At 54.1% G+C, this 24,898-nt stretch carries 25 protein-coding genes and 3 pseudogenes; 16 read left to right on the top strand and 12 right to left on the bottom strand.

The features are described 5' to 3' along the window. Positions 1–305 precede the first annotated feature (305 nt). The gene (locus C442_RS05945; RefSeq protein ID WP_004965070.1) at positions 306–557 is read left to right on the top strand and encodes an AbrB/MazE/SpoVT family DNA-binding domain-containing protein; all 252 of its coding nucleotides are present in this window, start codon (positions 306–308) and stop codon (positions 555–557) included. Beyond that, entirely contained in the window at positions 558–992 is a 435-nt protein-coding gene (locus C442_RS05940) for a PIN domain-containing protein (protein WP_008308689.1), read from the top strand. Between the two features lie 46 nt (positions 993–1,038). Here the strand turns inward: C442_RS05940 and C442_RS05935 are convergent, their stop codons facing one another. Continuing rightward, positions 1,039–1,395, bottom strand: coding sequence for a hypothetical protein (locus tag C442_RS05935; RefSeq protein ID WP_449404547.1), 357 nt, complete (start codon positions 1,393–1,395; stop codon positions 1,039–1,041). Here C442_RS05935 and C442_RS05930 point away from each other — a divergent pair. Then, a complete protein-coding gene (locus C442_RS05930) occupies positions 1,340–1,663 on the top strand; it encodes a hypothetical protein (RefSeq protein ID WP_049942872.1) in 324 nt (107 codons plus the stop codon). The two genes, C442_RS05935 and C442_RS05930, sit on opposite strands and share 56 nt — an antisense overlap. A gap of 207 nt (positions 1,664–1,870) precedes the next feature. Here C442_RS05930 and C442_RS05925 read toward each other — a convergent pair whose 3' ends face one another. After that, on the bottom strand, positions 1,871–3,217 hold the full coding sequence (locus C442_RS05925) for an orc1/cdc6 family replication initiation protein (protein WP_008308684.1): 1,347 nt from the start codon (positions 3,215–3,217) through the stop codon (positions 1,871–1,873). Positions 3,218–4,238: 1,021 nt separating this feature from the next. On the opposite strand from C442_RS05925, the gene C442_RS05920 reads away from it, so the two are divergent. Beyond that, the gene (locus C442_RS05920) at positions 4,239–4,421 is read left to right on the top strand and encodes a hypothetical protein (RefSeq protein WP_008308683.1); all 183 of its coding nucleotides are present in this window, start codon (positions 4,239–4,241) and stop codon (positions 4,419–4,421) included. A gap of 365 nt (positions 4,422–4,786) precedes the next feature. On the opposite strand, the gene C442_RS05915 is transcribed toward C442_RS05920, so the two are convergent. Then, positions 4,787–5,476 (bottom strand): hypothetical protein, encoded by a 690-nt coding sequence (locus C442_RS05915; RefSeq protein WP_008308682.1) that lies wholly within the window; start codon positions 5,474–5,476, stop codon positions 4,787–4,789. A gap of 13 nt (positions 5,477–5,489) precedes the next feature. Beyond that, on the bottom strand, positions 5,490–6,155 hold the full coding sequence (locus tag C442_RS05910; RefSeq protein WP_008308681.1) for a helix-turn-helix domain-containing protein: 666 nt from the start codon (positions 6,153–6,155) through the stop codon (positions 5,490–5,492). Between the two features lie 339 nt (positions 6,156–6,494). Here C442_RS05910 and C442_RS05905 point away from each other — a divergent pair, with 339 nt between their 5' ends. From C442_RS05905 to C442_RS22450, 3 genes are read left to right on the top strand one after another with little or no spacing between them, the layout of a single operon-like run. Then, positions 6,495–7,010: a hypothetical protein gene (locus tag C442_RS05905; RefSeq protein WP_008308680.1), complete on the top strand. Its 516-nt coding sequence runs from the start codon at positions 6,495–6,497 to the stop codon at positions 7,008–7,010. Beyond that, on the top strand, positions 6,997–7,572 hold the full coding sequence (locus C442_RS22455; RefSeq protein WP_049942869.1) for an ATP-binding protein: 576 nt from the start codon (positions 6,997–6,999) through the stop codon (positions 7,570–7,572). The genes C442_RS05905 and C442_RS22455 overlap by 14 nt, the downstream gene beginning before the upstream one ends. Further along, on the top strand, positions 7,547–7,831 hold the full coding sequence (locus C442_RS22450; protein ID WP_049942868.1) for a hypothetical protein: 285 nt from the start codon (positions 7,547–7,549) through the stop codon (positions 7,829–7,831). The genes C442_RS22455 and C442_RS22450 overlap by 26 nt, the downstream gene beginning before the upstream one ends. 118 nt (positions 7,832–7,949) lie before the next feature. On the opposite strand, the gene C442_RS05890 is transcribed toward C442_RS22450, so the two are convergent. From C442_RS05890 to C442_RS05880, 4 genes are all read right to left on the bottom strand, one after another. Continuing rightward, positions 7,950–9,179, bottom strand: coding sequence for an RNA-guided endonuclease InsQ/TnpB family protein (locus C442_RS05890; protein WP_008308679.1), 1,230 nt, complete (start codon positions 9,177–9,179; stop codon positions 7,950–7,952). Positions 9,180–9,187: 8 nt separating this feature from the next. Beyond that, positions 9,188–9,331, bottom strand: a complete 144-nt coding sequence (locus C442_RS21470; protein ID WP_008308678.1) for a DUF2080 family transposase-associated protein — start codon at positions 9,329–9,331, stop codon at positions 9,188–9,190. A gap of 150 nt (positions 9,332–9,481) precedes the next feature. Beyond that, entirely contained in the window at positions 9,482–9,808 is a 327-nt protein-coding gene (locus C442_RS05885; protein ID WP_008308677.1) for a hypothetical protein, read from the bottom strand. A 390-nt stretch (positions 9,809–10,198) separates the two neighbouring features. Next, complete coding sequence (locus C442_RS05880; RefSeq protein ID WP_008308676.1) at positions 10,199–10,852, bottom strand: potassium channel family protein; 654 nt, start codon at positions 10,850–10,852, stop codon at positions 10,199–10,201. 212 nt (positions 10,853–11,064) lie between these two features. Here C442_RS05880 and C442_RS05875 point away from each other — a divergent pair, with 212 nt between their 5' ends. The 3 genes from C442_RS05875 to C442_RS20880 all read left to right on the top strand — a co-directional run bounded on the left by C442_RS05875 (position 11,065) and on the right by C442_RS20880 (position 14,068). Then, on the top strand, positions 11,065–12,519 hold the full coding sequence (locus C442_RS05875; RefSeq protein WP_049942867.1) for an APC family permease: 1,455 nt from the start codon (positions 11,065–11,067) through the stop codon (positions 12,517–12,519). Between the two features lie 2 nt (positions 12,520–12,521). After that, positions 12,522–13,175 carry a potassium channel family protein gene (locus tag C442_RS05870; RefSeq protein ID WP_008308672.1) on the top strand — a complete coding sequence of 218 codons (654 nt, stop codon included), beginning with the start codon at positions 12,522–12,524 and terminating at the stop codon, positions 13,173–13,175. Positions 13,176–13,336: 161 nt separating this feature from the next. Then, positions 13,337–14,068 (top strand): hypothetical protein, encoded by a 732-nt coding sequence (locus C442_RS20880; protein ID WP_080504294.1) that lies wholly within the window; start codon positions 13,337–13,339, stop codon positions 14,066–14,068. Between the two features lie 508 nt (positions 14,069–14,576). Here C442_RS20880 and C442_RS05860 read toward each other — a convergent pair. Together C442_RS05860 and C442_RS05855 are read right to left on the bottom strand one after the other, a co-directional pair. Further along, complete coding sequence (locus C442_RS05860; RefSeq protein WP_008308667.1) at positions 14,577–15,572, bottom strand: cytochrome d ubiquinol oxidase subunit II; 996 nt, start codon at positions 15,570–15,572, stop codon at positions 14,577–14,579. Next, positions 15,565–17,013: a cytochrome ubiquinol oxidase subunit I gene (locus C442_RS05855; protein ID WP_008308665.1), complete on the bottom strand. Its 1,449-nt coding sequence runs from the start codon at positions 17,011–17,013 to the stop codon at positions 15,565–15,567. Before C442_RS05855 ends, C442_RS05860 begins: the two co-directional genes overlap by 8 nt. An 887-nt stretch (positions 17,014–17,900) precedes the next feature. Here C442_RS05855 and C442_RS05850 point away from each other — a divergent pair. After that, positions 17,901–18,269 (top strand): UPF0175 family protein, encoded by a 369-nt coding sequence (locus C442_RS05850; protein ID WP_008308663.1) that lies wholly within the window; start codon positions 17,901–17,903, stop codon positions 18,267–18,269. After that, positions 18,266–18,771: pseudogene (locus C442_RS23070) on the top strand (twitching motility protein PilT). Before C442_RS05850 ends, C442_RS23070 begins: the two are co-directional and overlap by 4 nt. Positions 18,772–20,282: 1,511 nt before the next feature. Here C442_RS23070 and C442_RS05840 read toward each other — a convergent pair. Continuing rightward, a complete protein-coding gene (locus C442_RS05840; RefSeq protein ID WP_080504292.1) occupies positions 20,283–21,428 on the bottom strand; it encodes an outer membrane protein assembly factor BamB family protein in 1,146 nt (381 codons plus the stop codon). A gap of 54 nt (positions 21,429–21,482) precedes the next feature. Then, positions 21,483–22,505: a hypothetical protein gene (locus C442_RS05835; protein WP_152418445.1), complete on the bottom strand. Its 1,023-nt coding sequence runs from the start codon at positions 22,503–22,505 to the stop codon at positions 21,483–21,485. Between the two features lie 194 nt (positions 22,506–22,699). Here C442_RS05835 and C442_RS20860 point away from each other — a divergent pair, with 194 nt between their 5' ends. From C442_RS20860 to C442_RS20850, 4 genes and pseudogenes are all read left to right on the top strand, one after another. Beyond that, positions 22,700–23,044 (top strand): hypothetical protein, encoded by a 345-nt coding sequence (locus C442_RS20860; protein ID WP_152418444.1) that lies wholly within the window; start codon positions 22,700–22,702, stop codon positions 23,042–23,044. Beyond that, positions 22,987–23,854 (top strand): annotated as a pseudogene (locus tag C442_RS22610) (transposase); the annotation flags it as partial. The gene C442_RS20860 and the pseudogene C442_RS22610, both read left to right, overlap by 58 nt. A gap of 331 nt (positions 23,855–24,185) precedes the next feature. Beyond that, positions 24,186–24,596 carry a hypothetical protein gene (locus tag C442_RS21460; protein ID WP_152418443.1) on the top strand — a complete coding sequence of 137 codons (411 nt, stop codon included), beginning with the start codon at positions 24,186–24,188 and terminating at the stop codon, positions 24,594–24,596. A gap of 90 nt (positions 24,597–24,686) precedes the next feature. Continuing rightward, positions 24,687–24,898 (top strand): annotated as a pseudogene (locus C442_RS20850) (ISH3 family transposase); the annotation flags it as partial.

The raw sequence follows: 24,898 nt of genomic DNA, 5'->3' as shown, positions 1-24,898 counted from the left end.
CCAGATTATGGCCGGCTCAGTGTAACTACAGGGTCTTTCCGTAGCTCTACACAAGAGCGGCAGCTACTATCTACTTTTGTTGGTTAAGTTGACCGAGTCGTTGCACCGCCCCGCACCGGGTTTCCGGTGATGCAGGCATATGCGTTAGGTGGATCACAAAATATAGCGCAAATGTTCCGTGGTCCAAGGGACGGTCCCCACCACTCTCGGAGTAAATCAATGACTTTCCATTGGAATCTCTCCTGTAGCGCAGGGTAGTGTGGCGACACACTAGGCTTTTCACAGACGATTACCTACTGAGAGATATGAGCAGCGACAGGATCGATGCCGAAAGTAAGGTGTCCGGGAATCAAGCAAACATCCCTGCCCGGATTCGACGTGAACTCGATATCGACGATGGTGATCAGCTCCGCTGGCAACTCGAAGACGACGGGAGCATCCGAGTGCAGGTCATCCAACAGCAAACGGGTACGTTCGCCGATTTTGACGGCTACGCTGGTGAGGAGTCGACCGATGTAACGAGCGATCACGACGCCTGGGGCGTCGACGTCGAGTAAATGCCTCGGGCACTCATCGATACGACAGTCCTCTTTGCCGCCGCATATCGGCGGGATGGATCCCACGACGTTGCGCTCCCGGTGCTCCAAGGCATCGACAATGGAACGCTTCCGGAAGCAGTCGTCCTCGACTACGTGCTCGCGGAAACGCTCAACGGCCTCACGACCCACGCCGGCCACGACGCAGCCGTCGATCTCCTTGATCGCATCGAAGAAAACGCCCGCTTCCACATCGACTCCCTCACCACCGACGCCCTCGCGACAGGGAAGGCCCTCTTTCGCCAACACGAACCCCTCTCCTTCGTCGATGCCTGCATTATCGCGTATATGCAAACCGAGGGACTCGGCTACCTGTATGCGTTTGATGACGATTTTGACGCTGTCGAGGATGTCTATCGGCTCGATACAGCAACGAATCCCTACGACCCGAACTGACGCTGGCAGACGGCACGGCTGGCGACGACGGTCGGTCTCAGGATAGTCACATCTCGTAGTCAACCGCTAGCTCCTGATACTCGTCCCACTCCGGGAGCCGGTCGTCGTCGACCTCGCCGTGCGTCTCGAGGTAGCGCAGTAAGGCGTCGATTTCGGCTTCGAGGCCATACTTCGCCGCCTGCTCTCGGAGGTCCGCCTCGTGGGTGTCGACGCGGCTGAACAGCAGTAAGCAGTACGAGCGGTGGCGGCTGCCGTCGTCTATCATAAAGACGTGATAACACGAAATGTGGTTAACCAACAAATCTATGCCAATACGCGCTTTGTTGGTTAACACAAGCCAACCGCTAATCTCCCACGAGCCACCGACCCCGCCGGCGGACCTCCCGACAGATATCCTCAACACACTCAATGGCTACTCTCCAGACCAACTCCAGCACGTTGCACGCTACATCGAGGAGCTAGCAGAGCACAAAGCTTGCGAGGTCCGCCTCGAGGAGGACTCGGATGAGGACGAGGTTGACGAGCGGCAGGATGAGCTTCCGGACAACGTCCCGCCGAAAGCTACAGTCACGATCAAGGAGATCAACGACAACCGCTACTATTACTGGCAGTGGCGGGAAGGCGATAAGGTAATCTCCAAATATAAAGGGCCAGTCAACCCGGACGAATAAGACGACAACTGTTGTTATTTCGTCGGATCACACCCCCCGTGTGCGAAGTGAATTCGCCGACAGAGTCGAGGTAGGGCTCCCCGTGTGCGATATGATTTTGGTCGCTTTCCGCGTGGACCCCGTGTGAGAGATGAATTGACTGATGAGTCTAGAGGAGACACCCCGTGTGCGAAATGAATTTGGTGCCGCCGTCGGCGTCTCTTCGTGTTAGTTCCCTTCGAAGAAATCGTCTATCTGCGCGTTGACAACAGATTTGACAAGATCTTCCTCGTGTTCAGCACCCTCAAGTCGGAAGTCAGTCTGGAGTGTCTCGGCGACCACTTTCGGATCGTCGACAAATGTGTACTCCTTGTGGACACCACTGCCGTAGCCGCGCCCACGTTTCTCAGACGTGACGAAATTATAGGTTTCAGCCTCATTCATATATCGCAAATAGGAGTCGCGCGATTTTTCAGCAGCATCTAGAATGTCGGTGAGATACTGGTACACCCGGTAGGCAACCGTACTGGGGACAGCATTCAAATTTCGCTGCGAGTAAACAGGAACAATCGCGGTGGCGTAAAGTGAGAGTTTCTTCTGCGTTGATAATCCCTGCATCTGTGTTAGCGTTCGGTCCCGTTCGGCCTCTTTCTGAGCATCGCGAACATGCGCTTCACGGACCGCATCTTCTTCAGCTCGGTCGGCGATTTCACCCGCCTTTCGGAACAGATCGATTGCTTTCCGTGCGTCACCGTGATCCTGAGCAGCAAATGCGGCACTGATCGGAATAATTCCGTCCTCAAGGACGTTGTCTTGGTACGCGTCGCGACGGCGTTCGAGAATCGCCTGCAGTTGGTTCGCATCGTAGTCGGGAAAGACGACGTCCTGCGGATTGAACGAACTCTCTGCCCGGCCGTCGAGATCCTCCATGAACCGGGGGTCATTCGTAAGCGCAGCAACGGATACGTGCCCCTCGATGCGACCAAGCTGGGAGGCTCGCGACAGTTGGTAGAGCAGTTTCGAATACGCCGGCTCATCGTTCGGATCACGTTGCCGACCCACCAGGAGGTCGACCTCGTCGAGAATGATGATAGCTGAGTCGAAGTTGTTGCTCAAAATCTCGTAGAATCGATCAAGCTTCTGGTCAGTCGAAATCCCACTCTCTGGGACGCCGACGTCGACGCCAGCTTCTTCAGCCGCGTTCTTCACAAGTCGATAGACAGCCCGGTCGTGGGATTTGATCGTCTGGCAGTTGATTTTGATGACGCCGAACCGATCTCCTTGCGAGGTCGCGAGTTCGAGAACCTGCTGACAGACCGCATTGATGATGAGTGACTTGCCGGTTCCCGACGGCCCATAGAGGAGCATATTGGGTGGTCGATTCCCCTGTAGTGCCGGTCGTAGGTAGGTGATGATGTCGTCCAGTTGGTCATCGCGACCGACAATCCGGTCCTCATCGATGACGGCATCCGGGTCGAGAAGTCCCTTATCTCGAAAGACAGAGTTCTGAACGCCCTCCTGAAGACGGCCTTTAATAGATTGTGAGAGGGATTCTTGATCGTCGCCGTCAGGCATGTTTGCGCAGTTAGGTCGAAACTATAAATAAATATTGATACCGTGTGCGAGGTTAAATCATCCGAATTCAAGAGGTAGAGTGTATTTAGGCGAGGGTCGTAGATGGAGTTGGGTAACCGCGGGCGAAATCAATTGGTCGTAGTCACCCCCCGTGTGCGATATGAAATCCCGAATAATTCATCAAACAGCTGTTGATGTCAAGGCGAGTCAAAAGAACTCGGCGGAGGCACCCCCCGTGTGCAAGATGAAATATCAGACGTAGTCTCGGGCCGGATAGTACCAAGAATATCTCTCGGCTATCCTGAGTGAGATGGGATCTCGTCACTAAGCTACCCCCACACCCCGTGTGCGATATGAATTTAGCGAGAGGGGGAACGGGGATGAATCATCTGAGGAACTTGGTATTCGCCCGGAGAACCCACGAAACGACATAGAACCGGCAAAGACCGTCAACCCACGAAAAAGCAAAGGTACAATTGAGAGTTGTTATGTCACGAGAGATACTATTCCGTTTCGACCGACTCTAGTACCAGTACGGATCTGATTGACAGAGTAACTATGTAAAGATTGCCATAAGATGTAGTCATCTTAATATTGCTGTCTTTGAGATTTCTTTTCCATGAAATCGCGGATTTCTGGTGTTTCGTTGTCTATCTCTTCGACCACCCCCTCCCACTCTCCTCCCGATTTCATATTGCACACGGGGTGTGGGGGTTCGACCTCGTGGCCCTCGAAATAACCAACAAACCCACTCCGAACCACTCTCGTGCTGGTTAAAGACGTAGACTCCGACGAGATTTCGTCGCGAGTCAACAACTCCGGCAACGACGATCCCCATGTCATTGAGCTGCTGGACCACGAGCAATCGGCCTTGGTGAGTTCAGTTCGGGATAGCTGTCGTGGTTCCTCGTCGCTACTCCATCCGTAAGCAACTGCCGAATCAACGAACGATCATTATCGGCCCAAATAGCGTCCTCGGCTCCAAGGAGGTTATATCATCTTCTCTGAAGTGAAGAATATTATGGACATGGCCGATAGGATTGTGTTACTCGGTTTTGCGGAGTTGGCCATCGACCTCGTAGAGCCAGCCACGGTCAAGAAGCCGATCGATCACGTATACTGCATCAGTGTGCTCCTCGATATGCTCAGACTCAGCCAGAAGGAACTCATGTGCTTCACTCTTGGAGAGTTCGTCAGTGCCTGAGGCGTACGCCCTCTCCAGTGTCTGGTAGGCACTTTGGATCCAGTCTGGGAATGGGGGTTGACCTGTGTGTTTCATGGGCATAGTCAGTCAACTATACACTGTAATTGAGAGCCTGCAACTTTATTCCCCGGAGGGTTGGATAGGTAACTCTAATTTTGAGACTGAGACACTCTAAGTGTAAGATCTTGGTTACAGGGATAATCACGACCAACATTCTAGGGGCACATCGTATCCCTGCTGACAGACACGAATCAATAGTGTATCGTCCACAGTTCGAGCCCTGTGGGTAATTTCCTTATTCGCTTACGTACTGTGGTCAGCAATCATCGAACATTCAGTTGTTTCACGAGACGGCGCCAGGAACCTTACCGAAGTTGGTCTCGCTGCTCGGACAGGAACGAGACGAGGTCGTCGACCGCATCCGCTGGTAGCGTTTCCTGTCGGAAGACTCCCTTGAACGAGTCTTTGAAGCCGTCCTGCTGGAGTCGATCTAACACTATTTCGATCTGACCATCGAGCTTCTTCGGGTCACCTCGATGGACGTGCCGTTCGATACGGTCGAACTCCGCACGCGTGCTGATGACGACGAGGTCGCGGGTATCAGCTTTCCGGCCGCTGTGGAGTTTCATCGCGAAGAGGAGGGCTGGCTCCGGGATTCGACCATCGAGGTCTTCGGCGACGTCAAGCGATTCGACGGTGCTGTGTTCGTGGAGATAGCGATACGACCACTCCGCGTCCGTCTGTCGGCACCCCATCGCGTCGACGAGTGCCTCGAACTTGACTTCGTTATCTCCGACCTGCTTCGTGTACTGGACCATCCGACCGTCGTACTCGTTCGAGACGTCCTTCTCGAACTGCTTCTCGTACCCGAGGTCGCGAAGGAGCGAGTCGTACTCATCGAGTGCCGTGTCCGGAATTACGGTGTCGATGTCCGTCGTGAACCGCGTCTGGAACGCCGAGACCGCCCAGCCACCCACGAGAACGTACGGCAGTTCGGCGTCCCGTACCGCCCGATGCGTGTCGACGAGTTCGGATTGGCGCTCGGGGAGACTCATTTTATCAGCCCCGTTAGTCCCCGCTCATCGCGCTGTGGTGCGACGCGTCGACGTCCCTGTCGTACTCGTTGGCGATGATCTCCAAGGCGGGCTCGTATGCTGGACGGTTCTCCATCATCTGGTCGACGGCGGTATCCAACGGAATCACGGGGTTGCCGTCGACCCACTCGGCGTCGATACCGTCGGTCTTCGGAAACAACACGTAGTGGACGTTCCCGTCGACATCGCTGGCGTCCGGGCGCTCGTTGATCGTCGTGTCGACACCGAACTGCTGGAAGAACGCAATCCACCGTTCGATGTCACGGTCGTGGATTTCGATGAACACCGGGTAGTCGTCGTGACCGCGAGCGATCTGGTAGCCCCCGTGCGTCCAGACGTACGCAGCGTCGATCTCTGTGTACGCGAACTCCATGCCGGCGAAGTGCGGGATGACGTACGCGTCCTCCTGGGAGATGGTGTCGCGGCTGTACAACGCAGCAATCATCTCGGCGTACTGCTGACGCATTTCGTGGTCGACGATCTGGAGTCCACTATCGGTAATAGCGACAATTTCAGCGTCTTCTAACCGCTCAATCCAGTCGTACACCCACGAGTATGAGACGTCAATTTCACTCGCGACACGATTGATAGAATCGCCACGCTGAACTGCCAACACGATCTTCGCGGCCGTGGCGTCCATTAATTCGATCATTGTTGAAATTGCCTCCTAGTCTACGCCGGCGGTCTAGCTCTCAGTTATCGCTAGAGAGATAGTAATATATAGAACTTCCGGCTAGGTGCAGGAAATACATAGAATCTCGGAATAGAGGTTCCTAACCAACGCAGCACCCACCAATTACAAAGAGTCTCAACCGAGAGATTAGAATTCGAATAAACGGGGGTGAGAATCTCAGTTCAATTGACCTAGATTACCGCGATAATCATGACCTCACTACTGCTGATTCATCTCGGATATTGTAATCACGGCACATGATTTATGTTTGGAAATCTATTGGTTAGTTCTGAAGGTTAGAATTGAATGCAAATTGGGACGAAAATTTGGGATAGTGGGTGGGGAGCAGTCTTCCTAACCGTCTACACAGGCGTGGCCATCCAACTCGTCAGGCCAGAACCACTCTTCCTGAAAACACTGTCCGTCCTCCCGACAATACTGGTCATGTTCCTAGCCGATCGGCAGAACGACCGGCTAATCAACTCCTTCGCCGGAGGCGAACTGAGACGGTCCACAGACCAAATACAGAAAATCACGGGACACGACGACTTCTACGAATCCGCTTCCGAAGAACTCCAGAACCGAGTGGATGACTTCGACCGCCGCGCTTACCAGAAGAATATCTCTATCCTCGCAGGCTTGATTATTGCCTTGACCACTCCCTTCGTCGGGTTCTACCTCCGTGGTACTCTCGGACTGGGTATTGGGCTGGTCATCGGTCTTCTCGCTACTCAACTCCTGACCCGGCGGAGTATCCAGGAACTCAACAGACTCGCACAGAACATCAGTGAGCCGTATACAGCCAAATATGAAAATCAGTAGACTCCACATCGATGGGTTCGCGGTTGAGGACTACCAGAGAATCACGAAAGAGGATATCGCTGGTGGCGATCTCCTCCTCAAGGGCGGAAATCGTTCAGGTAAAACCCTGACAATTAACGCTCTTTTGTATGCACTCTACGGCCCCCGGGCTACACTCGGTATCCAGCCCGGGCGAACGAGCACAGTAGAAATCCAGTTCGATAACGGGCACCAACCCCATCGCGGTGGGGGAGGTCGCTCCTACGATGATGGTACAGAGGAAGTCGAAAAAGAAGCCGCTGAGGATCGCCTCGAAGAGCTAATCGGGCCAGAGGACATCACCACTCTCCAGTTCGTTCACTCCGAGACCGACAAACTCCCACTCTCTCGGCTCTCGAAACCACAACTGATTCAGTCTATCCGCCAGATAGTTGGGAGCAATCTTCAACAAGAACTTGAGGACTATCGAGACGAACGAGACTCTCTTGAGCAGGAGATCGAGCAGGTTAGACGTACCGAGCTGGCACCGGTTCAGCGAGAGTTGGAGGAAATTGATATTGGGCAGGTCAGAAAGCCGGCTTGAGAAAATCGAGAAGCTTCAGTCGCTTATTGACACCGGGCGAATCGAAATCATCAGAGATCGGCTCTTAGAAAACGATGAACTCAACGAGGAACTACAGGACCTCTACGACCGGAAGCGAACGATAGAACAGGAACTCAGAAAGAAAGACCGCCAGTTGCGTGAGGCCCGCCGGTATACACAAGAGGTCAACGACCTCATCCTCAACGCGATTGAAGAGCTGTCTTGTCCTGTCTGTGACCAAGTTGTCGCGGAGAGCTAATCATAGGCTAGATCGAGGCAAGTGCCCACACTGTGGGCAAGATCGGTCTCTGGATGATCTGAAAACGAATCTTCGCAGCCGTGTTGAGTCCGCTGACGACACAGTGAACTACCCTACCCTACTCACTCGCCGCTGACGCGGCTCGTTCCTTGAGGGTAGGGCTTCCTGCTTCAACGACGCGCTTTGCAGACACCGAATTGGTATCCACAGGGAGCGCAGTCTCCACAGGCGTTGATTCGGAGTATCCCACTCCTACATCTTCGAGGCCGCGAGAAAGGATGTTCCATGCCGCGTTCGCGTCCCTGTCCGCCTCGAATCCGCAGGCTGGACAGGAGTGTTCACGGACCCACAACGGCTTGTCCGTCGAAACACCGCACGACGCGCACTCCTTGGTCGTCCCGCTCGGGTTCACGGCGACGAAATGCGTGCCTTCGCGTTCGCACTTGTATTTGAGCATCCGCAGGAACGTTCCCCACGCCGCGCCTGCCCGCTTGCGCGAGTTGCCCGGCAGTTCGACCAAGCCCTTCGCGTCCAAGTCCTCTACGGCCACCAAGTCGTACTCGGTGGCGTAGTAGTTCGACAGTTTGTGAAGGAAATCACGACGCTTTCGCTTGAGGTCGGCGTGGCGTTCGGCTACAATCTTCCGCTGTTTCTCCCAATTTTCTGACCCGTGTTCCTTCCGCGATAGTTCCCGCTGTGCGTGTTCCAGCCGCTCGCGTTCGGTTGCGAGGTCTGGCGATTCGACGGCAGTTCCGTCGGTGTCGTGAGCGTACTTGAGAATCCCCACGTCGATTCCGACGCACTTCCCGGGATTCTCGGGCTTCGCAGGTGGAGAGTCAGGCGTTTCGATGCCGAGGACGGCGTACCATTTCCCGGTCGGTTCCTGCTTGATTGTGACGGTCTTAATATCAGCGTTGTCGGGCAGGTCACGGTGGAAGGTGAGCGGGATTTCTCCGAGTTTCGAGAGCCACAGTCGCGTCCGACCGCTCGTGTTTTTGAGCTTGAAGCCGGATTGACTGTACGTGAAACTGCGGTACTCGCCGGGTGCCTTCCAGTTGAGCGTCCCGACATGGTGGCCGTTCTCCTTGCGGCCACGGAGCGTGGAGAGGTTGTCGTACAGCCGTTGAACGACTTTCTGGAGAACCTTCGAGTGAACGTCTTTCAGGTCGGTCCACCACTTCTTGAGGTCGGGAAGCCGTTTTTGCTCGGAGTATGCCGAGGTATCGTCGTGTTGATTGAGTCGGTGGAGGAAGTGGTTGTAGACCTGTCTACAGGTATCTACAGTCCACGCTAACTGGTCTTCGAGAGCGTCGGACGGACGAAGCCGATACCTGTAGTTGTAGTTCATCTGTTGTGCTATTCGTCAGTGGCTTCGCTTGTCCGGACGATTTTCACATCCGCGCCACGCCAGTCCTTCGGAACGAGGACGTGAGCGCCGTTACCAGTCGCTTTCACCGTCCCGGTGATGACCTCGTGGCCTTCTATCTCGTGCCTGTCCATCAACTATGTTTATACTTCGTTTCAACATAAACGTGGCGGTGGGCCTGTGGGCCTGCCACCGAATCGTGTATGAGAACTGTGCGGCGCTGTATCCCCTCCCTACTCGCTCCCTTCGGTCGCTCCTTGAGGAAGGGGCCTTAGCGCCTCAATTCAGGTAAACAGCGGGATGATGATGAGCCGGAGTGTAAAGAACCCGAGCGCGATGCCGGAGATCTGTGTCGCTGCAACGAACAAGAACATCAATGGATGGCTCCAGATACCCGAATCTTGGCCGTATCCAGTCGTCGTCATTGTCTGGACGATAAATTCGAACGACGCGAATATCGATTGGTTGACCCCCTCTAATTGTGCCAGCGCGAAATTATACGTGACCGTATAGACAACAATCAATGCAGCGAGCCCGGTGAGATAATAGGTGACGAGGCGGTCTCGCCGAGAAAGCTGGATATTAGTCAGTCGTTTCAGAGGGTCAACCATCGGTGGGTGCTACCAGTATAGTTGTTATGATTTGAAAAGAGTACCTGATACTATTTCAACTTATATAGTCTTGGGTATACTCAATGGCGGATGTGAGCCCTCGTGGCAGGGCCACTGGCCACTCCCAAACAATCGTTAAATAGGCTCGTGAGGATCTCAGGTACCTCGACCCTGAAACCGACTTGTGACGTCCACCCCTGGGTTCATGCCGGTACTTTTTGTACCGCAGGTGGAATATTTGCTGGGTTACGATACGACCTGTTCTCTGAAGAAATATTCCGATAGCCTGGTCGAAAGCTGTGCGATGGCTGAACCGCACAGAAGTCGCCTATCGGTTATATATAGAATTCCAATCACTCGTGGTTGTACTCTGTCTTAATCTCTATAATGCTAGCCACGCATGAGATTCAGCACTTCATCGACCACGTCGGTTTCGACGGCGAGAATATAGCGCTCATCAGGTTCCAGCACCGTATCAGCTCCTGCGAGTTCCGTCCGGTCCGCCGTCGAGATCAGCAGGCTTCCGGACGGAAGAGCGATTTCATCGAGACGGCGCCCCGCAACAGGGGCCGATGGGGAGACGTTCACCTCGATGATATCGAGCTCGGCAGTCGGATAGACAAGCGTCCGGATATCCTCGCCGGTCAGTATATCTGCCGCATAGTCGCCACCGAGATACTCGGGTAGCAGCGTCGCATCCACCACCTCGTCGTACTCCTGCTCCGTCCCCGTCTCTGCCCTTGCAATGGTCCGAATCGATGGGGCGTACTGTTGGGCCTCCATACAGATTGCGAGGTTCGTGCCCGGTTGGTCAGTGAGTGCGGCGATGGCGTCCGAATCGGCTATGTCAGCCTGTTCAAGAATCGACGGGCGTGTGGCGTCGCCGTGGATAACGGGGCCGATGTACGCATCGGACAATGTCTCAACACGCTCCTCGTCGGATTCGATTAGCAGTACGTCGTGACCCTGATCCGCGAGATTCTCGGCGGTCTGTTTCCCGACACGGCCGCCACCGGCGATGACGAATCGCTTTGTTCGGGTCATTGCAGTATTGTTTAAAACGCGTCATCTTCAATGCCCCGGCAGTTCTAATGGGTCGAGAATACCACCTATTGTGCCTGGGACAGGCTATGATAAGCTTTTAAGAAATCCACTCACCGTTCTTACAATAGAAGAACTTACCTCGGTACTCAAATGGTCCGAACAGAGTGCATACAGCGTACGATGGATGGCACGCTGAATACAAACAGGACGCAATGAGTAAGAGCCAAACTCGGTCACCCGAGGCTGAACTCGGATTACTTGACGCGACGATGATCGGGATGGGAGCGATGATCGGGGCCGGTATCTTCGTGTTGACAGGGCTGGCTGCCGAAATCGCGGGTCCGGCAGCGATTCTCGTCTTTGCGCTGAATGGCGTCGTAACAGCGTTCACAGGACTCTCGTATGCGGAACTCGCCGCCTCGATTCCGAAAAGCGGCGGTGGATACGCCTTCGTACGGGAGATATTCGACGACTTTGCCTCGTTCATCATGGGCTGGATGCTCTGGTTTGCCTACATGATTGCGGGGGCGCTGTATGCACTGGGCTTTGCACCGAACTTTCTCGAACTGCTGCACGTTTACGGTGTGGTCCCGCCACCGGATCAAGTGGGTGCTGTCGCGGTTCCAGTCATTGACGCGGCGCTCCCGCTGGCCTTCGTGCTGGCGTTCGTGGCCGTACTCGCGCTCGTAGCGCTCAACGCTGTTTCGACGGCCGCCAGCGGCAGTGTTGAGACGATTTTCACCATCATCAAGGTGTCCATCCTGGGGGTGTTCGTCGCGTTCGGGCTCTCGTCACCGATGTTCTCCGGGGCCGAGTTCCAGCCGCTGTTCCCGCAGGGTAGCGGGGCGGCCGCGGTTCTACCGGCGATGGGGCTCACCTTCATCGCCTTCGAGGGATACGACCTCATCACCACCGTCACCGAGGAGGTCCAGAACCCGCGTGAAAACATCCCCAAGGCAATATTCCTCAGTCTCGCCGTGACGGTTGTCGTCTATCTGGCGGTCGTGACCGTCGCCGTCGGCACGCTCGGGGCCCAAGGACTGGCCGACGCCGGCGAGGCAGGCATCGCCACAGCAGCGACATCGTTCATGCCGACCGGATTACCGATTATCCAGAACGGTGGCGCACTCATCGTCTTTGGGGCCGTGTTTTCGACACTTACCGCCCTCAACGCGGTCGTCATCGCGTCGTCACGCGTAGCGTTCTCGATGGGCCGTGAAGGGCAGTTGCTCCCGTCAATCGGTCAGATTCACCACCGCTACGGGACGCCGTTCGTTGCAATCCTCACCAGCGCAGTCGTGATGCTCGGGTCAGTGGCACTGCCGACACAAAGTGCTGGCAACATGTCGAGCCTGTTTTTCCTGTTGTCGTTCATTATCGTCAACGTTGCCGTCATCAGACTCCGCAGGGAGCGCCCGAACATGAACCGGCCGTACGAGATGCCGTTCTACCCAGTGCCGCCACTGATTGGTATCGCGCTCAATCTGCTCTTGACGGGGGTGCTCGTGGAGTACCTACTCCGAACAGATCCATTGGCGCTGGCACTCAGCGTGGCGTGGATTCTGCTTGGAGCGCTTGTGTATTTCGCACTTAAACGGGTCAAAGGGCAATCGGACAGCAACCAGGCGGCTGCCGCCACTGAAATAACACCTGAGGCTGAAGACTAACCATGACTAGTGACCTCGATATTATCATCGCTGGCGGTGGACGCGTCGGTTTCCAGACAGCCGAGATACTCGCTGACCGCGGTCACGACGTGACGATTATCGAACGCGATGACCGGATTGTCTCGGATATCGCCGATCAATGGATAGCGACTGTTATCCAGGGTGACGCGACAAATCCGGATATCATCGAACAGGCAGGCCTTGACCGAGCAGACGCAATTGCCGCGCTCACGGGTGAAACAGGATTAAATCTCGCGGTCTGTTTAGCTGCCGCAGAGTTGACACCCGACATCCGGACGGTCGCGCGTATTGACCGCACAGCCAGTGAGGCCTACACCCGATTCGTCGACGCGGTGGTCTTTCCCGAACGGGCCGGCTCGAGAGTGGCGGCCAACGAAATCCTGGGTAGCGATGTCCAAACACTTGCCGACGTCACGGGCTCCCTCGATATCATGCTTATTCGCGTTGCTGACGGCGCTCCGGCCGCTGGGAAAGCACTCTCGGACGTACGCTTTCCCGAGGGAACCCTCGTCGTGTCCGACGCGAACGGTGAGCGAATCGCTCGTGCCGACACGACCTTGTCACCAGGGAGCAGCTACGTCGTCGCTGTCGAACCTGACGTGGTCGATGAGGTCATGAATTTGATGCGCGGCTAGTCAATTACCTCGGGTCAAGCCCCGTGGCATCCGCCTCGACTGCCTGTGAACCGTGGTCGGGCCTGTCCTGTTGCACAACTACCCACGTGATGTAGCCACTGGACTCACTGAGGTGACAGGGAAAACACAAATAAGCGCTGGGGAGCGTATCTTCGTACGTTATGCCGGAATCGCTCAACAGGGTCTTGATTCCAATTAATGTGTCCGATTCAACATCTCGGTCTGAGATAGACACTCAGATAGTTCAATCATCAGAGGTTATTCTGCTCGGATACTGGCCAATTCCGGATCAATCGGCCCCCAGCCAAGTCCGTAATCAGTTCGAAGAGGAAGCTCAACAACGACTTGAGACAGTGGCAAGCCGTTTTACCGATGAGGGCGTTACAGTGCAGACTCGATTGGTATTTACAAATAATAAGGACCAATCAATCGATAGGGCCGCGAACAAGTACGAGTGTGAATCAATTCTCCTTCCGGGGACAACATCGCCCCCGTCAGAAACGAGACGTGGACTTGTTCTGGTGAAACCGAATGCCGATCTCAATCGGATTGTCACCACCCTTGGGGCCCTGTTTGCCGATAGTGACGTGGAACTTCTGCTCTTTCACGCCGCAACGAACGACAATGAACGTCTGTATGATGCAACAGAGTATATGCTCCGCGGCCTCGCAGATCGACTTGCGGAACTCGGTATCGATCCCGACCGAATCAAGTGGGAACAATCGACGAAAGGTGAACGGCTTGATGTAGTCATCTCGCGTGTTTCTGACTTCGATTTTATTGTCCTCGGCGAGTCCGAACCGTCAGTGCGAGAGCGAGTTTTTGGGTCTGTTCAAAAAACGCTTGCTGAAGAAACAGCCAAACCTCAACTCACAATCCGATCGGGTGTCTGAATTATTCTGATGGGGCACCCTCACTGCTGGCCGAATTCGTGTGTCAACTTGGCGGACCCTGAGGCTGTTAAAAACCGCTGAGCATGATTATCATCGCCAGTACTCGGTGTTTATGACAATTCAATAGGAATAGCCGTTTGGAGAGGAATCTGAGCCAGTTCCCGATCGCTTAAACATCCGAAAACACGCATTACAGTCCCGATAAACCCGCTGTAGTCTCAACTCCCAACTTTACGCAGAAGTTGAGACCGGTGTTCTCAATGCATATGGAACTACCTACCTTCGATGGCTCCAGCTATAGTGTCTGCTCTACAAACTGCGACACAATGCGGTCCTCGGCAGTTCGAAGCCGATACGCTCTGTCGCGTTCCAGTTGCCGGTACTGGTGATGTGTGACACCGAGAGTGATACACTATCGCGAGGATGTGATTCCATCATATCGTACATATCCCCGATCGGAGAGTCACCAGTATTGAGCGGAGAATGGAACGGCGAGAGGTTGGTGGGGTTACCCCTCGTAGCCCTCACCCTCGATTGGGCCGCTAAACACGCCGTAGAGGAATTTGAAGTACCACAGTACCAGCACCAGGACCGGAAACCCGAGGACGGTCACGAGGTTCAGCGCTAGTGGCGACACGACCGCTTCTCTAACCAACAACCCGGTCGGCGGGTAAATCGTCGGGTACAGCAGAATTGCGACCAAGACCGTCAACAGTGTGGGCAGTGCCAGTGCGCTCGCGAGCCAGGCTCGGTACCGGCCGCGTCTGGCTAGTACGCTCCCGCTCAGCCCGACGGTGACCGAGAGAGCGACGACTGCAGCGACGGGCAGCGAGAGCACCGCGTCGGCAGCGCCGCCCCCATCGGTCAGGACGACGGTTCCCAGCAGCACGACCACACCGCCAAGGTACGCCACTGTCGCACCGATACCGTACGCTCGCAGTTCCGATGCCAGACCGGGCTCGGTCTTGGCTGCGAGGAACGCCGCCCCCGTGACTATCGAGACGGCGACCAGGCCGACGCCAGTCAACGCCACTGGTAGCGTCGCCTCGCCGAACAGCCAGCGACCCGCGAGCATCCCCAACAGGAGCGGCGCGAACACGCTCCCGCTGATGAACGCGTAGTCGGTGTAGCGCTTCCAGCGCTCGTCGTCGCGCTGCTCGCGGAGCTCCGGACCGAGGCCGCGGAACACCAACGCGACGACGAACCCGAGCGCGAGCAGATAGTTGTCCGCCAGCAGGCGCGAGTACACGCGCGGGAACGCCGCTAGCAGCATCGTCCCGAAGGCGACGACCCACACCTCGTTCGCGTCCCAGACCGGTCCAAACGCCGCCAGGAACGTCTCCCGCTCGCGTTCGTCCGTCCGGGTCGCATACAGCATGCCGATACCGAAGTCGAACCCGTCGAGGACGACGTACATCCCCAACGCGAACAGCACGGCGCCGAACCAGATCTCGGGCAGGGACTCGACGAGGTACGCGTCGACGGGCAACAGCGTGTCAGTCATCGCTACTCACCCACGGAATCGGGCCGTGCCAGCGGCCGCCACTCGACTCTCGAACGCCGAGTGACCGGAGCTCCTCCCGGACCAGCCACTTCAGGATGTACAGCGCAGTCAGCATCAGCCCGACGTAAAGCACGACAAACGCAACCAGAGTCAGTGTCGCCTCGGCCCCGGTGAGCGTCGATGACACCGCCTCGCTCGTCTTGAGTTCGCCCTGGATGACCCACGGCTGCCGGCCGATCTCGGTGACGTACCAGCCGGTGAGCAACGCAGCGTAGCCGAACGGTGATGCAGCGATCATCGCCTTCAGGTAGCGTGTGCTGTCGGCCAACCGGCCTCGGTACATGAGGAACCCGCCCCAGAGCGCGAGCCCGATGAATAGGAACCCGAGCCCCACCATGAAACGGAACGACCAGAACACGAGTGCTACCGGAGGGTTCTCATCATACTCGTTCAGTCCGATGACCTCGGCGTCGAAGTCCCCGCCACTGGCGAGGAACGACCCGACCGCGGGGAGGCTTACGGTGACGAGATTCTCGGCGCGCGGATCGGTGAGTGCCTCAGGTGACTTCGGAACCGCGAGCAGGTGTAGGTCGGCCTGCCCCGTCTCGTAGTGAGCCTCCATTGCGGCGAACTTCTGTGGCTGAGTGTCCGCGACGTGGCGGCCGTAGGCGTCGCCGTGGACCGCCTGAAACGGTGCGGAGACGATCAGGAGTACGACAGCCAACTTGAGTGCGGTGTTCCAGGCTTCAGCATCGGGCTTTTTCCAGACGATGTACGCCGAGACGCCTGCGACCAGCAGTGCGACCGAGATCACCGACGCGTTCATCATGTGAACGTACATCCAGGGCATTCGCGGGGTGAAGAACGCGGCGAACGGGTCGGTTAGTTTGGCGATTTCCATCCCGTTGCGGGTGACCATCTCGTAGCCCCGTGGGGTCTGCATCCAGGCGTTGACGATCAAGATCCAGAACCCCGACAGCCAAGCACCGAAGCCGACGAGTACTGACGAGATGACGTATGTCCGATCCTTGACTCGGTCGCGGCCGTACAGCAACACGCCAAGGAAGACGGCCTCTAAGAAGAACGCCATCTTCGCTTCGAAGGCCAGCGGGCCGCCGATCAGTTCTCCAGCCACCTCGGCGAACTGTGGGAAGTTTGTGCCGAACTGGAAGCTCATCGGAATACCGGTGACTGTACCCATCACGAAGCCGGCGGCGAAAACCTTCACCCAGAACGAGCGCAATCGCGCATACCGCCGCTCGTTCGTCCGCACGTCTTTCCAAGTGAAGTAGATGATAAACGGCGCGAGCCCGATCGAAAGAGACGCGAAGATGATGTGAACGGAAATTGTCCATCCGAACTGCATACGGCTCGCGAGTTCTGGTGAGAGGAACGTCACTAATCCTGGGTCGATGGCACCCAGTAGTGTGATTGGACTCATTGACCTTACGCTACGGCACAATAGCTTATGAGTAGCCCCACGGTTCCCACTTTGGAGCATTCACCACAACATTTTAATCAATAAGCCTATATTTCTTACATTATAGATTGGTATTATTATCTATATGCCAATGTTAGTTTGCGAAATAAGAAAAAGACGGAATTGGGTGTGTAGAGGCGACGATAACGAGATTATGGCGAACAAATCAATCACATGGACGCTCTTGTGGCGTAGACTGCTGGTGAGGATCTCGCACCTCGAGTGAGACCCCTGGGATTCCTCGTTCAACCGGTTTCGCCCCCAGTTCTGGATCGATTGATCGCGTAGTTCAACTCTTAGAAAATCACCAGGCGGCTCTCCACTAACAATCCCCTACCCAAGAGCGAAGCCCAGAATGCGGGTGTTGGGATTCCGCGTGAACCGACACGAAAGTCAGATACCGCCGGAACGAGCCTGGTGAGTCAGAACCGGACGATCGCTACGTGGCACGGGTTGAGACCCGTCGTTTCAATGCATATGGAGCTATCACCCTTCGATTGCCCCGATTAGAGTGCCTGCTCGACAAACTGCGACACAATTCGGTCTTCGGCATCCTCACAGAAGTTGAGACCGCCGCTCTCAATGCACGAGTTCAATCGTCTCCGTGTCATGAAGAGCGCCGGTGGCATCTCATGCGTGACCCTGCGATGATTCGTCTGCCGTCTGCAGTACAAGAGTGGCTGAAGCTACAGAATACATAAAGGGAATCACGGACCTATGCGGACAATAATAGTGTTGTGTATCAAAGGTCAGAATTTGAGCGCAGTAGTTGAGACTTGTCGTCTCAATGCATACGGCATTCTGGCACAGTTCATAAATAGTATGAAGTCGAAGTCTTGGAGAGAACGATGGCACGAATTACCGGTTCCTACCCAGATGACCTCGACCTCCTCATTGAGGGTGCTGTCGAGGCTGGTGTATTCGGGGGCAAGAGCGATGCGTTGCGCGAGTTCGTGCGTGAATACTTCGAGGACCACGAGAACGAACGGATTGCAGCTGCGGTCGCCCTCTACGAACGCGAGCGGATCACACTCGGTGATGCTGCAAGACTCGCTGATGTCGACCGCTGGACGATGCGTGACATCCTCCGTGAGCACGGTGTGGAACTTCGCCTCGGACTCGTTGACGAAGACGACGCAGCCTACGAGGTAGATGCAGCACGCGAACTCGAATTTGATGATGAGGACTCGTCTGATGAGGAGCCACGTGCTAAATGACAGGTAACGATCTCCCAGCGAACCCGAGCGTCTTGAACACGACTGTCCTCTCGAATTTTGCGTACATCGATCAACTGTGGATAGTTGCTGACCTTTCTGGAATCTGTACGGTCCCTGTCGTTCGTGAGGAGCTCGAACACGGCGTTGCTAACCACCCATATCTTCAGGAAGCACTGGATACGCTTGATGACGAAATCCCAGTTGCGGCGATTTCGGATACTGTCGCAAACAGAGAAGCTGTTGTTGGGGGGCATCTTGATCCTGGGGAAGCACAGGCGTTCGCCCTCGCCGACGCACACGACGGTCAACTGCTGACAGACGACGGAGATGCCCGGTCGTTTGCGAAAGACCAGGGCGTGACCGTTGTGGTTCGGTTGGCGTTCTGCTGGCTGCAATCGATGCTGGGAGGATCGGCGAAGCTACTGCTGACGAGTGGCTGTCGAAGTGGATCGATGAGATCGGCTACTACGTCCCGTATCGAACGATCTCGGAGTATCGATGACGGGCTTGTTCGGAGTTCAAAACACCTGAGCTCGGACTCGGTAGCCCGAGGCTTTTGTTGGTTCCCTCAGCCGTGCGCTAGCACTCCCTGTTCGGCAAGCGAGCGGGATGAGGTTGGGCGGCTTACGTGCCCCGACCCAGACAGACGCACCAACCTGACTTGTGGTTGGGTTTTGTGAGTCCGGTAATTCGTATCAGTATCGTCGATCACCGGACCTTTTACAAAACACTCCAAGCGCAGTAGCTGTCTCTCCAGCACTGACGAATGCCGCCAACAGCGACCCCTAAACAAGCGGTCTTTCGAACTGTCCCATAGACTCCTCATCAAGACTGGCCAGTGTACGATTCGACGCCCTGGTACGACCGTTCTCACTCGACGGGTTGTAATCAGATATCCGGACTGTCTTGGAAACGTAGTTCAAACATGACGCTCATAACACAGTGACCCCTGTTTCTCTGTGCGCTCGTGTTGGCCCATTTCAGATTTGAAGGTCAGAACTGCTATAAAGGGTCGATCTGCTACGAGATACAGACGCTCTTTCGGGCAATTGTTCTGAAGGCATGTCGCGATGAGATTAGGAAACCATACTCCTCGCGTATATAGAGTGTCGTCCGGAACTGTGTGTTGATCTGGGTTTCGAGACCAACAGGAAGTGGTGCGTGAGACGTGATTCGAAGCAGTTCAGGCTCGTTGTTCCGTCTGAATATCTGTATTACTTCCATTCTAAACCCGCTGTAGTCTTATCTTTACTCCATTTTCGGAATATCGAAGCGCTACGAACGAACATCGATTTGCATTGGTCCGGATCTGAGAGATGAGAGAGTACGCTCTATGCGTTGCCCTCTAACTAGTTCGAGGCGAGATCAGCCTTCGACAGTATCTAAATACTTGTCTTAGTTGTAAATGCGGAATGAATAGGTCTTAGGAGTTAATCTAGCCTCTAAATCAACTTTTTCAGATATATATTGAGTCTGCCGATAATTAAAATATCAATATCAACTCTCAAAGTGATTATTAGCGTTATAGTGTGGTCGAATTTGATATCCTGAAATCTCGTGCTCTGGTGGAGTTTCCAGTTGACACACTCAGAATGACACTTTAAGACTTGTTACCAACCCACTCAAAATAATGCTTGTACGCTTGTTATCTAAAGCCGATATTTTTCACCCTACTCCTTCAGGTACAGTTCACATAACAGATAGGAAAGGGTTGTCAAGAGTGAACTCCGCGGTTACTGACCGCCAGCCCTATCCATCCTACAAGAACCGGCTGATACTATTTTATTGGCGGTCCGCGGCGAAGCAGAAGCGTGACGTAGGTAGTAGCAGGAACAGATGATGCCGATTACGGACTTCCCCGAGGCTAACGTCCAAAGCTGAGTAAACAAGAGAGGGCTGAGTGTTCGTTACCTCTATCGGAATTCAGCCCCTCTTAGACTTAGCGGTGGCTTCAGAGTAAATGTACAAACTGTCCGAGTCGCTTCTATCGTTGAAAATTCCTTTGAGGTTAGCTTACGAAGAGATATACGCCACTAAGTAGCCGTCTTCGGTCCCTATGAGAATCCCTTCTGGAAGTACCACAGGATGGGTAATCGGCGGACTCTTAGTCCGACCAATAGTAAGATCAACTTCTCCCTTATGATTAATGGCTACGACTTCATTACCGGCGGCGACAACTGCCGATTCGGAGGTAACTACGGGTGGCGTCACCACATCTTCCAAATCAACTCTCCATTCACGGTTGCCAGAAGAAACGTCAAAGCTTTCAACTCTCGTCTCAGCACCGATGAACACTGTCCCGTCAACAATAGCTGGAGGTGTCAAATGTTTCCCCACCGGCCTCTCCCACTGAACATCGCCGTTGATGGCGCAAATCCCTCGGAGAATCTTGTCTCGGCCAGCAGCGATGATAGTCGTCTCATTGTTATTATCAACTGCCACAGGCCCAATACAACCGGCCGTATCAACGGACCACAGCTCTTCTCCGTTCTCGATAGAAACAGCTGTGATTCCACTGTTATATCCACCAACGTACGCGCGCCCATCGAAAACGGCTGGTGAGGCTTTGATTGGATCGTCAATGTTGATATTCCACTGATGATAGCCGTCTTCGGCGCGGATTCCTGTCAGTTCACCTTTTGATGTCCCCACAATCGCACTATTCAGGTCTTCAGTAACAGTAACGGGACTAGGCCGTCCATCTATTTGTGACTTCCATTGAACCGAACTCTCCTCAGAGCTGATGCGATAAACCGCCTCATCGTATGCAGATACAACGAAATCTTGTCCGACGATAGCAGGTGTTGTTGTCGCAGTTAACCCAACGTATTCCGTGTCCATGACTTCCCCGTGCCCATTGACTAGTGATATTCCGTCACCGATAGTTGAGGCGACGATCTGTCCGTCTCCAATCATCGATGCGCCGTTTGGATGCGTGCCAACATCTGCTTGCCATCGCCTCTGATGGGCCTCGGAAGCAATTGAGTTCTGGCTGTACGCAGTCTTCTTCGCATTTCCGCGGGACTGTGGCCACGACTCGTCTAATGAAACTAAGTCAGATTGAGTTTTTTCGCCATCAAACTTCTTAGTCGCACTCGTACACCCGGCGAGGAAAAGGGTCACCGCTCCAAGAACTGCGCGTCGTGTACGATATTCCATTAATACTCACATGATCTGTACCAACCTAATAGTTATTGCGGTTTCATTCCGCTTTCAGTCGTCGTACTCAAGTCGGCCGCCAGCACCGAACTCGTCGATGTCAGCGTCCACCCGGTCCCGTGACGTAAATTTCGCCATAGTTCCCCATCCCAGTAGCGTGTCGCCGTCGGACGGATTGTCCCTAGTCTCCGCAGTGCTGCCGGTTTTGAACAGCGCGTGTTGATTATCCCCATAACTAAGTGGGTCAGTCATCGCGTTCCAGTGCCACTTTGCTACCTGTGAGTTCGATTCGTCGTATCGTGCCACGTCGGGCTGAGAGAACTGCCAACTAATCTCAGGGCCTCCAGCGCTGATAGCCACACTCTTTTTATCAACCCCTCCAGTTTTGTCATCTCTTGGCGCTCTATCTACGAGATTGTAATCGAGTACTCCTTGATCCCACTTGTGTTCAGGCTCGGCATACCACCAGTGATAACCGTTATCCCATTCGGCTTGTCCTGGATAAATATTGGCGTTTTGTCTCATCGCGAAGCGATTAGTTGAGGTGTCTTCGTCGAGTTCGTAGACGTCAACGGACTCCACTAGCTTCCCATATGGACGGTGTTCGTACGGCGTGTATCCGTTAGTAACATGATCCCACTCCGGGTCGATGCCGCTGGGACTTACGGCATTCGTCTCAGTGAATAATCGATTTGCCTTCTTCAGTTCCGATTCAAATTCCTTAGCCTTTGAGACAGCGCTTTCAGTCTGGTCCTGTGGTTCAACTGCTTCCTCCTCCGGTTCCTTGGCTACATAAAAAGTTGCTCGTCCCGACTCGTCGATACCGTACACAAATCCAACAATGCGACCATGCGAATCGTCTGGTTTCACTGTTACCGAGGAGGAGGCCCCTGAATTTGCCTTGGCCTGCTGTTGAGTGTCTATAATATCGCCTTCGGAAAGCGGACTCTCCTCTGAACCGTAGACGGAATTGACCTGAACACTACTGTTCTGGGTCGCACTCCCGATGCCAGTGAATCCTGCACTTGCGGCTGCTATTCCGAGAGTCTTCACCACCTCTCGTCGATTAATTGACATGCATGTGGCCATTCATGTCTACTAATTATAGTATTTTCGATTATGGTTTTGGTGCGTGTTTACCCGGATTTTCAACAACTGACACAGTGTGAATCCGTGAAATTATCACGTTGTCTCGGGCAACTATCTTGAGTTCGTCAGAACGTTTGCGAAAAGCACGGCGTTTACTACCTGAACGCGTCGAAATGTACCGTGTGGAAAACCTCACAGCAAAGCAGGTAGCCCGTGAAGATACCACGATCCTCATTGAATCCGAAGCGGCGGCCGGCCAACGGCCGCCGCGAAAGCGTTTCTGGGTTCCACGAGCAAATGTGAGAGGCGATAAGATGTTACCTGACGGTGGAACAACCGAGGACGTGTCGGAAGCCGACGAACCGTCGGCTCCCGACGGAAGGACCCAGAAACAGCGTATTCGCCGTGAGATAGTGGAAGATTTTCTCAAAAGATTCGTAGGCATCTCGGAAGAGGAAACCGCCGAATGGGACTCTCGATTGAACAACTTCGAGAGATATGTCCTCATACTATCCAAAGACTTCTGAACGAGGGTTCTGAGACCGAGGAATTATTCTGAGCTGGAATCGTCGGCGTAGATATCACCGAAGTGGATCGCTTCACGGGCGATAGAACGGGCCATGAGGACGAGAGCATCGGTACGAAAGAGAAAACCGATGAATACGCCTATCAGTGGGCCACCGTCCAATTAGTCGGCAATGCAGTTCCGATAGTGCTGGACGCACGCCAGTTCAGAAGGGTGAGACCCGCTTAGCAATCGTTGAGGACCTCTTGGATTCGGCTGAGGAGATGATCCACGTCGATAGCGTGTTGATGGAACGGGAGTTCGATAGTCAGCATATTTTAGAGATGCTTAGCCGACGTGGGCTCTCCTACGTTGTCCCGAAGCGGATGCAGACAAGTGAAAAAGCCTAGGCTAAGCGGTTACTTCAGCGCGGCCAGGACTGCTACGAAACTGACCGGAAGTTGTATCTCGGGAAGAACGATTGGCAAGAGACAACGCTGATCTATCGACGGAAGAGGACGCTGAACACGATGATCACCGGCAGTACTCAGTGTTCATGTCCAATCGCAGTAGTAGCTTCCTCACTGAGTATGGGTATCGCTGGGAGATCGAGAGTGGCTACAGGTCGATTAAGCGATTCATGGCCGCCACGACCTCGAAGGACTTCGGACTCCGATTCTTCTACTTCGCATTCGCGTGTCTGTTGTACTCGATTTGGCGTGCGGTGGATCTACTCGTACAGGTCGAATTGACCGGTGAATACGAACACTCGCCAATTGTGACAGCCGACAACACGCTGACGCTGTTGAAGAAAGAAACCGGAATCGGATAGTGAGGTTCTCCACCCGTAATAGCGCGGTGTCTGAGTGGCAACGCTGTCGGAAGTCGTCTAAATTCGCGCATGTCGTTGGAATTTCAATAGGAATAGCCGTTTGGAGAACAATCTGAGCAAGTTCCCGACCACTGAAACAGCCGAAACCATGCATCATAGCCCCGCTAAACCCCTGTAGTCTCAACTTCCCGATTTCAAGGGAAGTTGAGACTGGAGCTCTCAATGCATACGTCTTCGAATCTATTCGTAATAGCCTCGTGTTCACAAAGCAATACACTGCGGGACATGCGTTTGAGAAAGTATTTATGACAGCGATTGCATATATAAAATAATGCTCCGAAGAAATTTTCTAATACTATCATCCTCTACCTTTGTTTATTTGTCAGGTTGTTCCTCTTCATCAAATAATACAAGCACACCAACAGCAATGACTGACGCTCCTCAAAACTCGCAGGAGCAGTATCTTGAAATTCGTAACCGAACCGAAAATAGAGAAAGTATATCTCTCAAAATAGAAGATTCGGATTCAATTTTAATGGAAGGAGACTATATGATAGGCGCTGACCAAACAGTATACCTCCCGCTTCAAATCACTGCGGAAGGAAAATACGAATTAACAGTTTCTCGTTCAGGTGACACAGAAGTGCAGACGTTGGTCATCGGAGAATATGAATTAGAGCAAGGCCCAAATGTCGTTATCGAACTCCGAGGAGAAAAAATAGAAATCTTTCAGTTAGAGTGAACTGATAATAGCCTCGTCCTACTAAATGGTCTTACTGTAATGTCAGTACTTCACAAAGCCGGTTAGTTGAGAGGTCTGCTTGCTGAAGGTGTGTCCAATACCAAGCAAGCAGACGGTGAAATCCACGAGGACCAGCTTCTTAACTTCCTCGTCAACACGTTTGACGAGGAAGCTGATCTCGGTCTCAGCGACAATGCTGAAATTGAAGCTGAAGATATCTACGAGGTCCTCGTCGGCGCTTGCGCCGACGGGACCTCGGTATCTGAACTCTGTGAGACCAGTGAAGACTCTCCTCATCAAAA

Origin of the sequence: Haloarcula amylolytica JCM 13557, assembly GCF_000336615.1 — an archaeon.
Lineage (GTDB): Archaea > Halobacteriota > Halobacteria > Halobacteriales > Haloarculaceae > Haloarcula > Haloarcula amylolytica.
The sequence above is the reverse complement of the archived record's forward strand: the minus strand, read 5'-3'. Positions and strand labels throughout refer to the sequence as shown.